Origin of the sequence: Pseudoalteromonas sp. MMG007 (assembly GCF_018100985.1) — a bacterium.
GTDB lineage: Bacteria > Pseudomonadota > Gammaproteobacteria > Enterobacterales > Alteromonadaceae > Pseudoalteromonas.
Genome location: NZ_JAGJEI010000011.1, coordinates 34,010 through 48,060, shown reverse-complemented (window position 1 = coordinate 48,060; position 14,051 = coordinate 34,010). Strand labels below are relative to the sequence as shown.

The following is a 14,051-nucleotide window of genomic DNA, read 5'->3' as shown; positions in this document are numbered from 1 at the left end:
AATTGCTACAAAAGCAGCTTCGGCTGCTTTTTTTGTATTGCTAACGCGCAAAGCTAGTAATTATCGGCACTTTCTGATTAAATCAGGAAAATATACGTTTTAGAGGTGACAGTAATGGTTTTAGACAGGCAAGGGTACGATGACTTGATCATGTATCTAACTCAAAATTTAGCTTTATTTGAGAAGCCAGGCGAAATCAAACCCGGTGCCCCTACCGTTATGGAACTCATAGAAGACGTAATAGCTCAAAACGTTATGCTTATTTGTGAGCAACACACAAACCTTAATACCGAACAGCGTAGTCAAATTGTGCGCGAAGTTGACGGTATAGTGTACGATTTAGAAGAAGTCCTCAGTAGCATTACCTCACAGCCTGTTACGGTTGAACAGCATGCCTTTATAGACGAGTTTGCAAGCTTAATTAAAAACTTGTTTGATAGCGCAGTAACACAAGAGTCTTAATTTTTAGTGAGTGCCTTTTACTAACTGTGCGCCTGTTATATACCTATTAATGCAGATTGGTATACAATCAAGAAAATATTTTTTTGAGATAAACAGATGCAAGCAAATGTAAAATGGGTTGAAGGCGATACATTTATTGGTCGTTCTAATTCTAACCACAATGTTGTTTTTGATGGTGGCAGCGACAGCGCAGCACCAAGCCCAATGGAAATGGTTTTAATGTCAGTTGGGTGTTGTTCATCGGTTGATGTGGTGAGCATTTTGAAAAAATCAAAACAAGACTTTTCAGATGTTCAAGTGCAATTAAGTGCTGAGCGCGCAGAAACAGCCCCGCGCGTATTTACTAAAATCAACTTACACTTTGTTGTTAAAGGCAATAATGTGTCGGAAAAACACCTCGCTCGTGCGGTTTCGCTCTCTGCAGAAAAGTATTGTTCAGTGGCTTTAATGCTTGATAAAACAGTAGAAATTACCCATAGCCACGAAGTTGTGCAAGATCAGGTAAAATAACGCTTTTTCCATAAGGAAAATTCGTATAAAATCCGCGAACTTTTCATTCTGCAGGTGCAGATTTCACTAATTTATAGGTTGGTTTATTATGAACAAACCCTTCGATAAACTTAAACTTCATGGTTTTAATAATTTAACTAAAAGTTTGAGCTTTAGTATTTACGATATTTGCTACGCAAAGACCGAGCAACAACGTAAAGAATATATTGAATATATCGATGAGCAGTACAGTGCAGATAGACTAACCGACATTTTAGGTGAAGTTGTTGATATTATTGGTGCCAACATTTTAAATGTAGCGCGCCAAGATTATGAACCGCAAGGCGCAAGTGTCACTATTTTGGTTTCTGAAGAACCAGTAGAAGAGCAGCAAAATTATGATGCTGACGAAGCACCAGGCCCATTACCTGATTCAGTTGTTGCGCACCTAGATAAAAGCCACATTTGTGTACACACATACCCAGAAGCTCACCCTGATGATGGTATTTGTACATTCCGTGCTGATATTGAAGTATCTACGTGTGGCATTATTTCGCCACTTAAAGCGTTAAACTTCTTAATTCATAGCCTTGAGTCAGACGTAGTAACAATTGACTACCGTGTACGTGGTTTTACCCGCGACATTAACGGTGTTAAACACTACATAGACCACGCTATTAACTCTATTCAAAACTTCATGACAGAAGATACCAAAGAAGCGTACCAAATGATGGACGTAAACGTGTATCAAGAAAACCTGTTTCATACCAAAATGATGTTAAAAGAAACCGACTTAAATACGTATTTATTCGGCCTTTCTACTGATGAGTTATCGGATGAAGAAGAAGAAGAAATTCGCTCTAAACTGACTCGCGAAATGCAAGAAATATTCTATGGCCGTAACCTGCCAGACACAGAATAAGCATAACGATTTAAATTAAAAATGGCGCTCAGTGAGCGCCATTTTTTTATGTCTAAAAAAGCCCAGCTAATTAATTTAGCTAAGCGTTTAAAAGGTTACTTAAGCATACTGTAAATAAGTGCAAACACAGCAAGCGACCCAACCGCTAATATAAACAATGTACTTAAGCGGTTACGGTATTTATGAAGTGCAGGTACTTTGTAAACGGCTATCATAGGCATAATAAACAAAATCATCGCAATGATAGGACCAGATAGCTGATCCATCATGTCTAAAATACTTGGGTTTTTAACCGCACAAAACCAAATAGCAAAAAACATAATTACTACACCAATTTTGTCAGCTACTTTTGCGCTTAAGCTAGTTTGCTTAGTAACCAAACCAGTAAAGCTTTCGCGAGCACCTAAAAAGTGACCTAAAAACGACGAGGTAATAGCAATAAACGCAACAAGTGGCCCAAGGGTAGCAATAAACGAATTACTCGTAATGTTAGCAAGGTACGATAAAATTGATACGTTAGCGGCTTTAGCTGCCGCCATCTGCTCGCCTGTAAGCGACAGCACGCAAGAAAACACAAATAACAGTACAAAGGTAATAAGCAATAAGCTAGTACGCTTTAAAATAGCCTCAGCTTTGTTAGTCGCTTGATTGTCGTAATGACCACGCTGCACATTTACAAAGCTTGAAATAGCCGCCGCATGGCTAAACGAAAATACAATAATAGGAATTGATAACCACAGCGTTTTAGTAAAGTTGCCCGCTTCAGGCAAGCTCATATCAGGCATTTGCCAGCTAGGTATTAAATAAAGTGATAAAAAGAATAATATGCCTACAAGCGGATACACTAAAATTGCAAAAGCACGTAGCATTAATCGCTCACCGCCCATCATAAGGCTTATCATACCGGCAACTAATACGCCCGAAAGCAGCATGCGAGACGGCGACTCCATTCCCATTTGATTAACCATAAAGCTATCAACGGTATTGGTTAAGCCCACACCGTAAATAAGCAAAATTGGGAATATAGATAAAAAGTACAACAATGAAATTAATCGACCCGCAGTCACACCAAAGTGCTCTTCAACTACATCGGTAAAATCGGCATCTTTGTGTTTTGACGAAAGCACAAAACGCGATAACCCACGGTGGGCACAAAAGGTCATTGGGAATGCTAAACACGCCATAATAATTAATGGCCAAAAACCGCCAATACCAATATTAATAGGTAAAAATAAAATACCCGCACCAACGGCCGTGCCAAATAGACTTAGCGTCCATTGTGTATCGTGTTGGTTCCATTTTGAGGTAGAAGAGTGTGTGTTATTTATTGGTGCATTTGAAAGCGTTGCACCTTGAGGTGTTGTCATGTGTGTGCTCATCCATTATTTGTAATAATAATTGCGCCGAAGAATATAGTTTTTGACTAAATTTTTCATGTTTTGAGCTGGTTTTAGAATGAATTAGTTGTAGTGGTTTAGTGACTAACTGTCATGAATATGAAACAGCGATTTAAAAGTGAGCAATGTATAAAGTAATAATTATACAATATGTTGTTTATTTGAACGAAGTAACTGCTGTCAGGTTTTTTGTATGAAACAAAGTTTTTTATACGCTGCAGATATTACATAATTTATCGCGATAAGAGCTTTAGCTTATTAGAGCGTGTTGATCTTTGGTCGTTGAATTTTCAACAGCATGTTTGCATGTAAGCCAACAAGGTAACGCAGGAGCTGTTACCGAGCTGGCTATGTTATAAATCTCGCGCCGGGATTAAATTTCCCCTAGATAGAACAAACTTTAATCCTGAGAGGTCAACAAACCTCAACTAATAGCAAAAGATGATTTTTCATTTGAACTGCAAAGGTTACTTTTATTTACTTCTTTAGGTACTCGTTTTGAAGCCAGTTTTACGTAAAAAGCAGGCAATACAAAAAGAGTAAAAAGGGTTCCTATAAGCATTCCTGCTACTAATATAATGCCAATACTATTTCGGGCTTCAGCCCCTGCTCCAGATACCATTAATAATGGGAAGTGCCCAAGAACAGTGGCAGCAGTGGTCATTAAAATAGGCCTTAATCTGGTTGATGCAGATTCAATGACGGCTTCTATGCGGCTTTTACCTTGCTCTTGTAGGTGATTTGCAAATTCGACAATTAAGATACCGTTTTTTGCAATCAGACCAATGAGTGTGATTAAACCGATTTGAGAATAAATATTGATAGTCGTTAATTCAAAATACGATAGCATCAACGCGCCAGCCATTGCCAAAGGTACACTCCCAATTAACACAGCTAGAGGGTCTCGAAAGCTATTAAATTGGATACTAAGCAGTAAGTAAACAATGACCAGTGAAATGAGCATAACGCCTAATAAACTATTACCTTGTTGTCTTATTTGTCTAGACTCTCCGGCATAATCAACAGTGTATGAAGGGGGGAGTAATTCTTTTGCGGCATTTTCTAATGCTGAAAGTGCCTCTTCTTTTGTGGAGTTAGGTAATACGGCTCCAAATATGCGAAAGGCATTTTGCTGTCCAAAGCTATTTAATTGTCTAGGAACTGTTGCCCATTTAACTTCAGCTATTGCAGATAATGGCACGCTGGTTCCATTAATTGATTTAATGTTTAAGCTTAGTAGTTTTCCAGGATCTGACTTTACATTTCGGTCAATAACAGGGATTACCTGATAAGCTTTTCCTTGCGCATCAAATCGATTAACGTAGTTATTTGATAAAAGAACACTCAGTTGCTGATTGACATAAGCGAGATCCATTCCTAAATCGGCAATTTTATCGCGCTTTAATTGTAATTGTATTTGGGGTAAATCGATTTTTAAATCAGTGTCTGCGTATAAAAAGTGCCCACTAGCAAATGCTTTACCTATAAGTTGCCCTGCATAGCTTTGCATTATTTCAAAACTATCACTGGACTTAACGACCATTTCTACATCGAATTGGCCCGCAGTAGGAAGTGGCGCTGGAAGAATGGGCAACGGGTTGACTCCAGGGGTTTTAGCCAAGCGTCCATAAACCTCAGGAAGAATTGATTTAGTAGTGTAATCTCGTTCGCTAGCACTTATAAATTCAATACCGCCAAAAGCACTATTGGTAAAAATGTTCTGCCACATTTGAGTTGTGCCGGGTATTTCTAATAAGCTATCAACCATGCCACGAATGTTATCTTCATTATAAGTTAACGATGACTCAGGGGGGGATTGTACAAGTACAAATATGCTGCTTTGATCCTCAATTGGCGCAAGCTCTTTTTGTGCACCTTGGTAAAATGGTATTATCATAAGGCTTAACGCAATTGCAGCGACAATCACTTGATTTCGCCACGACAATAAAAGAGTAAGTAACAACGCATATTTATTTCTTAGCTGATCAAATACCCAGTTTACTTTTTTTGTTAATTTAGTTTCTTGCCCTTCAGCAGGGATAACATACGCGCTCATTATTGGTGAAAGTGTGAGGGCAACAATGCCTGATATAAGCACTGATATTGCTAGGGTAAAAGCAAATTCTTTAAATAATACGCCGGTAAGTCCAGACAGAAAGCCAATCGGTAAATACACCATTGTTAGTGTGAGAGTCATTGATACAATTGGTACAAACAGCTCTTTGGAGCTTGTGAGCGCAGCGTCAATTTTAGATTTTCCTGCACGAATATGACGTGAAACATTTTCTACAACAACAATCGCATCATCAACCACCAAGCCAACAGAGAGAACAATAGCGAGCACGGTTAGTAAGTTTAACGAAAAACCGACGACATACATTGCGGCAATAGCACCTAATATTGAAATAGGAATAGTCACTAAAGGTACCGCTGAGCTTCTAAATGATCCCATCATAAAAAGAACAACAACGCCTACTAGAATAACCGTCTCAATAAGTGTTTTAAAAATCTCATTTAATGCATCGCGCATATATAAAGTACCATCATAGGCATAACCAATGCTGATACCATCCGGTAAAGTCTTATTAATTTTATCGGTTAATGCGTAAAGTGCGTCACCAACTTCAATTTCATTTGCACCTGGCTGCGGCCAAACTGAAATATAAACAGTATCATGCTGATTTAAGCGAGCACTTACCGTTGGCTGCTCAGAGCCAAGTTCAATATGGGCTACATCTCTCAGATATATAACATCATTATCTATACGTTTTACAATTAACTGCTTAAATTCATCGATACTTTTCAATTGTGTATTAGCGACCAGATCAATTTTTTGTTTATTAGTTTCTATATAACCTAGCGTAGCTATTGTATTATTTGCAGCCAACGCGGAGTAAATATCGTCAGCGCTAAGATCAAATGCTTCTAACTTTGCAGAATTTAAATGCACGCGCATCGCAGGCGTTCTACTGCCTTCAATTGCGACTCTTTGAACACCCTCAATATCTGTAATTATAGGAGTCACTTGCCTTGATAAAAAGTCGGTTAGTTGTGTAAGTGATTCGCCCTGATGCTCTATATTTAAATAAAATAGCGCATGAGGTCGATCGGTACGCTTAACGCTAACAATGGGATCCTCAGTATCATTCGGGAGCATATATTTAACTTGGCTAAGACGAGCAGTAAGCTGTGATAAAGCCCGAGTACTATCTTCGTTTAAATTTAAGTAAGCTGTTACAGTGCTGTTCCCTGCAATTGTGACTGATTCAACATAATCAACACCTGGAACCGTAGCGGAAATACGTTCTATTGGTTCTGTAATAAAACCTTTAACTGTTTCAGCTGATGCGCCTACGTAGTTAGTTGAAATAACTAAAGATGAACTTTCAATTTTTGGAAACTGTAGCACAGTCACCTTAAGCACTGACCAAATCCCAGCAATACAAATAATGGCGGATAAAACGATTGCAAGTGTTGGTTGTGTTATGAATCGATCCATAAAATGATTGTTTTTCATAATGATACCTTAGGAGATAACGTATCTTCCATAGCTACAGTACGCTCTGAATTAAGCAAGTATGCCCTTAAACCGTCACGCAATTTAAATGCTCCATGACTTGCGATTAATGCGCCTGAGGTTAAGCCATTGGTGATCATAACGAGATCCCCAATACGTTCGCCTAATTCAACTTGTGTACGCTTAGCGTATGTTTTTCCTTCCTCGTCTTTATTTAATAAATATACATAGTTCCCTAATTTGCCTTTAATAACTGCTAAATATGGGATCGCAACAACCTCTTTTTTGTTGCCAATAGGTACCTTAATTTTAACGAGTTGATTTGAATTTAGTTTAGTATTTCCTAATGTAATTTTTGCACGGTATTTCAGCTGTCTTGAGTGTTTTGACATTTCTGGTGCAACAGAAGCTACTTGTGCAATTATTTCTGTCTGTGTGTCATCAAGTAGCGTTAATACTACCGGCGTATTAATTGCTAGCTCTGTATAGGTTTGCGGGAGAGAAAAATCGACCCACATATATTTTTCAATACCAATGAGCTGAGTTAGATTTGTATTAGCAGGTAAAAACTGACCGACTTGCAAGTCATGTATACCAACGCGGGCTGTAAATGGTGCTGTAATCACTTTTTTAGCAATTTTAGCTGAGAGTAGATTTATTTCTGCTTGGTATTGAGCAAGTAAAGCCGTTGATTCATCTAATTGCTGAGCGCTCAATTTATTTGAATTATAAAGGCTTTTATATCTCTTTACGGTGGTGTTTTGTAGTTCAAAGCGTGATTTAGCTATTTGCAGTTGTGCTTTTTCCTCCTCGTGTTCTATTTCGAGTAACGTATCACCTGCATAAGTAATACCGCCAGATTGCAAATAGAGTTTTGTAACTTTACCTGCTGATTCATTAATTAACGATAATGTTTTAGGGGCTTTTACGATACCGCTAATATCTATATGTGACTGATGAGCAACTTTTTCTACATACATAGCTTCGACATTAGCCGATTGTTCATTGCCTATATTGCTGCGCGCATCAATGATGTTACTTTTAACTGCAAAGCTGCCCGCTATTAAAATTGCTAGTATGCCTGTCGTTGTAATCCATGGAATGAAATTCATAATTAGCTCCTTGTGTGCATCTAGTAGGTAATATGCTTGGGTGAAGTTTGTTTATGTAAAGTATCTTTATATAAAGATATATAATTAAAAAAATTTGTCAATAAACTTCACCCATTATTTTTACGCTACTTCTCTTTTATTACTAGATTGCTTTGCATGGGCAACAGCTAAATGCCCTGCAACACGCGCTGTATTGATCAAAACGGCACTGTTAGCTTTAGCTGAACGCCCTTTAGTTACTTCATCAATTGCTTTCATAATGTACTTAGTGACTTTATTTCCACTGATCCCTTGCGCTTGAGCCGAGCTAATTGCCGCGTTGATAGCATCATTAACATCATCACTATCAATGGCATCTTCGAGCTTAGTGGGTGTTGTAATTAATACACTGCGCTTATTATCAAGCAGCCATTGGGTTTCAATTATGTCGGCTAAAATAGATGCATCATCTATCCGTTGTGGTGCTTTATAGCCACTTGAGCGACAGTAAAATGCAGGGAAATCATCAAATTGATAAGATATAATAGGGACATTGTGGGTCTCTAAGTATTCAAGTGTTAAACCTAGATCGAGTATGTTTTTTGCACCAGCACATACAACGGCAACCCGTGAACGTGTAAATTGCATAAGATCTGAAGAAATATCCATCGTATTGTTTGCTCCTCTATGAACGCCACCAATGCCGGCAGATGCAAAAAAGCATATTCCTGCTAACTCAGCTGCAATAATAGATGAGGCAACGGTGGTTGCACCCAATTGCTTAGTCGCTAATACAACGGGTAAGTCACGCGTGCTGACTTTAGGTATATTTGCGGTTGTTGCAAATAACTCAATTTCACTTTCATCCATACCAATTAGTAATTTACCATTAGCGACTCCAATGGTTGCAGGGATTGCACCCGACTCACGAACTGCTGCTTCTACTTGTAACGCGGTGTGTTTATTTTCAGGGTAATCTAAGCCATGCGTTATAACATTAGACTCAAGCGCCACGACCGCAAGCCCTAACTCAAGAGCCCGTTTAATTTCAGGCTTAATAACAAGATTTATCTTTGTATTGTTCATTTTATTTCTCCTCTAATAATTTGGTTTTTTAATTAATTTATGTTTTTGCTGAATGATATGTTTGTTATAAACACGTTGTTGCCAATTTTTCGGTTGCTCTGCATGCAGTGCGATTGAAATAAAGTCGTTATTGCATTTAAACTCTTTACTTATCAGTGCCGAAATTTTTTTCACGAGCCTATTCTTGGTGGAACTGGATACGTGAGAATCAAAATAATGTATGTTGATATGCGGCATATTGCGTCCTTACGCTATTAATAATGAACGATGGCTCTCGTAAGAACCTTGAGATTGCACAATGCTATTAAACAGCTCATCAACACCTTGATGTTTTAATAATGCGTAATGATCTGCTTGTAAGTGTTGTGTTATCGCTTCTTTTTCGTTGTACTCAGGAATGTTTTCAATAAATGAATAATCATCTCCTTGTGCTTTAAATATCACTTTTGGTGCTTTTACTTGGCGTTCAAGCAACTCTGTGAATGTATATTTAAACTCATAAGTGCGCATTACTACTTCTATGATTTTACTGACAACATCTCGATTCAAAGTGCGATGATTCGTACATACAAAGTCAATAAACTGTTGTTTATTAGTCACTGTCGATAAACATTGTTCTAATACCGGGCCTTGTATTTTTTGAAAGAACACTGAAAATAAAATGGTGACAAATGCAGGAGAAGTAAAACAAGGTGTCTGCTCTTTTTGTGAATACTGAGGTAGATTAGGTGAGCCTGGTGCAATGAGATAAAGTGCTTCCACGGTCTCGCCACTTGCTTCAAGTTGATGCGCCACTTCAAATGCAACACGCGCCCCAAAAGAGTATCCCCATAACGTATAAGGACCCGTTGGTTGCTCATTTTTGATTAGCTTGATATCAGCTTCTGCCATTTCTTGTATTGTATCGTAAGGAACTTCATCACAATTAAGGCCATGCGCTTGCACCGCAATAAACGTCGCTTCATCGGCCACTTTTTCAGCTAAAGGTTTTAAGCTCATTGGATACCCACCTAAACCAGGCCAGCAGAAAATTCGCGATTTTTGTGTAGAGTTATTTAAATTAATCAACCGACTATGTGAGCTGTTATCGTTTTGCTTAATATAAAGAGCAAGTGCTTCAATAGTGGGGGCTTGAAAGATAGCTTGCATTGGGATACTAATGCTCAACTCTTTATTTAAAGTATTCATAAATGTAACGGCTGTTAAAGAGTTTCCACCACTTTCAAAAAAATTATCTTGGACTGATACTTTGTCCCATTTCATAACATGGAGCCAAATATCAGCTATTTTCTCTTCTAATTTATTTCGAGGCTCAATGTAGGCAGCCTTATTTTCAATATTATTAAGTTTCTCTGAATTTTTTAGAGCGAGATAATCGACTTTCCCATTCGCTGTTTGTGGGAATTCAGCAAAAGTTATAATTTTATTAGGTACCATATAGCTAGGTAGCGAATTTTGTAAATCATGATTCAATATTTCAAGGGGGCCACGCATATGTATAGCGTCTTCTTTCATACCTTCACTGCGCTTTTGCTCTTCTGAAATTTTTCCACCAATGCAAAAATAAAATGGTTTCATTGTACAGTTCGCATCAGATAAAATTTCTTCAATACGATTGGCTGAAGGTAAATTATTACCAGATTTTGAGCTATAACCAGAAGACATTAAACCTATGTTTAAGTCGTTCATTTGTAACTGCTGTAACTTACGACCTAAATCAATATAGTGTCGCCAAGCCGTTGTAGAATGATTAAGTAAAGAAATACCAAAAGAAGCTCTATCATAGACTTGCTGATTAATGGCAATCACTTTTTTCTTTTCAATTAGCTGATCAGAAAGGGGTGTCAGCTGATTATCTTGAACGGTGTATTGTCCTGAATTTAAACCATCTACATTTTGAATTTGCACTAAGGTCTCAACATTTGAAAGCGAGTCAGTTTCGCTATGTTGGCTAATATCAAAACTTCCTAAGTAGGCGTCATCTTCGTGAACAGCTAAGTAATCTTGGTATTCATTGTCAAAACTAGCAGCGCCAATTGAAAGGCCAAACTGAGGTAAAATATGATCAAATAAGCCAAGCATATGGCCTGTTTCCATTTCTAAAACTTCTAATATATTATTTTGATATACAGGTTCTATAGCTGATTGTTTACCTAAAAAATGGCAAGTTAATTTAACCGTGCTTGCAGGCGCTAATGAGCGTACAAGATGCAGGGTATGTAGTTCAGGGTGATAATAATAAATACCCGATTTTAAATTAAATAAATTATGTATTTCTAAAAATAACTGCGTAGCATACAGGGCGCCTGGAGATGCATAGCCATACTTGGGCAGTAAGCGTTGCTTGCTTTTAAACTGGCCAAAATATCTCATGATTTGACCAAATTCATCATATTCTAATGCGCTGACAGGGCGTGTAGGGATCTCTGATTTTTGTTTTTTGAGTAAGTTAAGTATTTCTTGCTCACACACATTTCCACCATCAAAGTAACGATAAGTTTTACGAGCAAAAACAGTTTCAGTTTGCTCTTTTGATGCGTTTTTATTTGGTAAATTAAATACGGGTAAGTTTAACAGCGCTTGTGGTTGTCTAAATCCAGCATTAGAGAGTTGTGCTTTAACTTGTAATTTACTTTTTTTAGATTGATGGTGTTCACTCTGCTTGCCTTGATCCATTAAAGCGGCTTCACGATGATTTAATTCAATGCATGCAATAAGATTTTGAAAACCGGTACGCTGATCATTTTTTACAACCATTGCGGCATTTTTTATCCAATCATGCTTTTCAATGGCAAGTCTAATTTCATCAAGCTCTACACGGTAACCACGTAATTTAATTTGATTATCGGCGCGACCTAAAAAGTGTGTGTTACCTTCTTTATCACGTTTTACAATATCACCACTGCGATAGAGCGTATTATGCATAGGCTCGCTATTGTGAGGATTAGATATAAATCTTTCGAGCGTTGTATCGTTACGGTTTAAATAACCTCTAGCAACCTGCACACCACTAATATAAAGCTCACCAGATTCACCCTCATCAACTAAGTTTAACTGTTCATCAAGTATATAGTAGTGAGTATTGGCTACAGGCTTACCAATAGTAATTGCATCAAACGCTTGCTCTAAAGTATGAGGCGTTACTTTATGGCTGGATGAATTTATTGTGCATTCTGTTGGCCCATATAAATTGATTAGATCTTTTTCAGGCAGTGTTTCAAAAAATTGTAAGGCGAGCTGTTTAGTAAGCGTTTCACCCCCACTGAACACGTGAGACAATGAGTTGCACAATTGAATACAAGGCGAATCAAGCAAGGCTTGTAAAAGGGTAGGAACACATTGCAAAACGGTCACTTGTTTTTCAATGATTAAATCAATAAGTGCAAGCGGATCGCGATACATTCCTACTTCACTTGTAACAACACAAATACCGATTGCATTAGCTAAAATCTCCCATTGGGCTGCATCAAAGCTAAAAGGCGTTTTTTGTACAATACGAGTTGATTGGCTAAAGCTATGCTCTTCTTTTAGCCACAGAAGCTGATTAACAATACTGCTATGTTCAATGATGACGCCTTTTGGATCACCTGTGCTTCCAGAGGTGTAAATCATATAAGCAAGGCTATCTTGTGATAGTGGCGCATAATATGACGTATTATCATCAACATCATCTATTGAAATCACAGTAATGTCGCTGCTAACCAATGCAGTAATTTGCTCTTTTAAATGTGCTTGGGTTAAAACTAAGCGCGCTTTAGAGTCTTTTAGCATATAGCTAATACGTTTTTCAGGGTATTCAGGAGACAGTGGAAGGTATCCGCATCCTGCATAAATAGCTCCCCACACACCAAAAATTAAGTCAGGCGATGGATCGACAAACAAACCAACATATTCACCTTGCTTAGCACCATGCTGATGGAGTAAAGAGGCAATGTTAGCTGATTTTTTATCCAGCATTTTATAGCTCCAATCTCCTTGGTTACTAATTACTGCAGTTTCATCAGGTGTTTCAATAATTTGCTTTTGAATTAAATCAAACAATGTTCGAGTATCACTTTCTCCCAAAAAAGATATCTGATCTTGCTCAAGGTTTTCGGTTCGATTTAGTTGGTTATGTAGTTTCATTTCTATGCCTATTCCTTTATTTAAAATTTTATAGATGACTAATTTTTGAATTGCCTTGTTAAAAATGAGTACCACACATAACTCTCATGTAACAAAGTTAGGTAAAAGATAATACATACAATCTCAATGTCAAGTATCTTTATGTGAAGATGCTTGTTGTGATGAGTCTTGTTGTAGAGGTTGTTGTGAGTTATATTGGTTTATCAATTTAAATTAGAGTAGTAGATATGATGAAAAATGATCTTGTTGACGTCGTTATAGCCCAGTGGAATAAAGAAAGACCTGATTTAGACCCTTCACCTATGGGAGTTATGGGCCGACTCGTTCGTACCGATGCAATGTTTTGCAAAGAATTACAAACTGTATTTGGCCGTTTTGGCCTCAATGGTGGCGAATTTGATGTATTAGCGACAATTAGGCGTTCAGGAAAACCGTTTACATTGAGTCCAAACCAACTATTGCAGACATTAATGCTAACCTCAGGCTCAATGACAAACCGTATCGATAAACTAGAAGCTAAAGACTTGGTTGCACGCAGCTCTGATCCTAATGACCGTCGAGGCGTTATGGTGTCTTTAACAGAGAAAGGTTTCCAATTGATTGATCAGGTTGTAGAGGAGCATATCGCAAAAGGGCAGTCTTTATTGTCACCTTTAGATAAGTCGGAGCAGCAGCAACTCGCAGTATTACTTAAAAAATTACTTTTAGGCCTTTCTAGCTCTACTTATAAATAAGGCCAGTTGGCCTTTCAGGAGCAAAATTTGTTCTATCTAGGGCATGTTGATCTTTGTGGATTAAAATTTGTTCAATCGAGGAGCGATTTAATCGTGGCGCGAGGTTTGTAACTTGGTAGGTTTGGTAACGCTCCTGCATCACCTTACTAACTTATCTTTATGTAAGAATAAGTAAATTAGCGCAAAGCTTCCGCGCCCTACTCACGGCTTTTATTTACATCCATGTAG

10 protein-coding genes are annotated in these 14,051 nt (G+C 37.8%); 4 read left to right on the top strand and 6 right to left on the bottom strand.

All coding sequences use genetic code 11. The features are described from left to right. Positions 1–114 precede the first annotated feature (114 nt). From J8L71_RS13170 to speD, 3 genes are all read left to right on the top strand, one after another. Complete coding sequence (locus J8L71_RS13170; RefSeq protein ID WP_211000931.1) at positions 115–462, top strand: DUF3802 family protein; 348 nt, start codon at positions 115–117, stop codon at positions 460–462. A gap of 96 nt (positions 463–558) precedes the next feature. Next, a complete protein-coding gene (locus tag J8L71_RS13165) occupies positions 559–972 on the top strand; it encodes an OsmC family protein (protein ID WP_104643447.1) in 414 nt (137 codons plus the stop codon). Positions 973–1,060: 88 nt separating this feature from the next. After that, entirely contained in the window at positions 1,061–1,873 is an 813-nt protein-coding gene (gene speD, locus J8L71_RS13160) for an adenosylmethionine decarboxylase (protein ID WP_058549267.1), read from the top strand. A gap of 95 nt (positions 1,874–1,968) precedes the next feature. On the opposite strand, the gene J8L71_RS13155 is transcribed toward speD, so the two are convergent. The 6 genes from J8L71_RS13155 to J8L71_RS13130 form a co-directional block, all read right to left on the bottom strand. Continuing rightward, positions 1,969–3,240, bottom strand: a complete 1,272-nt coding sequence (locus tag J8L71_RS13155) for an aromatic amino acid transport family protein (RefSeq protein WP_211000930.1) — start codon at positions 3,238–3,240, stop codon at positions 1,969–1,971. A gap of 454 nt (positions 3,241–3,694) precedes the next feature. Next, positions 3,695–6,787, bottom strand: a complete 3,093-nt coding sequence (locus tag J8L71_RS13150) for an efflux RND transporter permease subunit (RefSeq protein ID WP_211000929.1) — start codon at positions 6,785–6,787, stop codon at positions 3,695–3,697. Continuing rightward, complete coding sequence (locus tag J8L71_RS13145; protein WP_007376271.1) at positions 6,784–7,899, bottom strand: efflux RND transporter periplasmic adaptor subunit; 1,116 nt, start codon at positions 7,897–7,899, stop codon at positions 6,784–6,786. Before J8L71_RS13145 ends, J8L71_RS13150 begins: the two co-directional genes overlap by 4 nt. Before the next feature lie 120 nt (positions 7,900–8,019). After that, positions 8,020–8,964: a pseudouridine-5'-phosphate glycosidase gene (locus J8L71_RS13140; protein ID WP_007376272.1), complete on the bottom strand. Its 945-nt coding sequence runs from the start codon at positions 8,962–8,964 to the stop codon at positions 8,020–8,022. A 12-nt stretch (positions 8,965–8,976) separates the two neighbouring features. Continuing rightward, a complete protein-coding gene (locus J8L71_RS13135; protein WP_247655302.1) occupies positions 8,977–9,201 on the bottom strand; it encodes a tautomerase family protein in 225 nt (74 codons plus the stop codon). Positions 9,202–9,210: 9 nt separating this feature from the next. Further along, positions 9,211–13,089, bottom strand: a complete 3,879-nt coding sequence (locus J8L71_RS13130) for an amino acid adenylation domain-containing protein (protein ID WP_211000928.1) — start codon at positions 13,087–13,089, stop codon at positions 9,211–9,213. A 227-nt stretch (positions 13,090–13,316) separates the two neighbouring features. Between J8L71_RS13130 and J8L71_RS13125 the strand changes: the two genes are divergently transcribed. Beyond that, positions 13,317–13,823 carry a MarR family transcriptional regulator gene (locus J8L71_RS13125; RefSeq protein WP_188085234.1) on the top strand — a complete coding sequence of 169 codons (507 nt, stop codon included), beginning with the start codon at positions 13,317–13,319 and terminating at the stop codon, positions 13,821–13,823. The last annotated feature ends 228 nt before the right edge of the window (positions 13,824–14,051 follow it).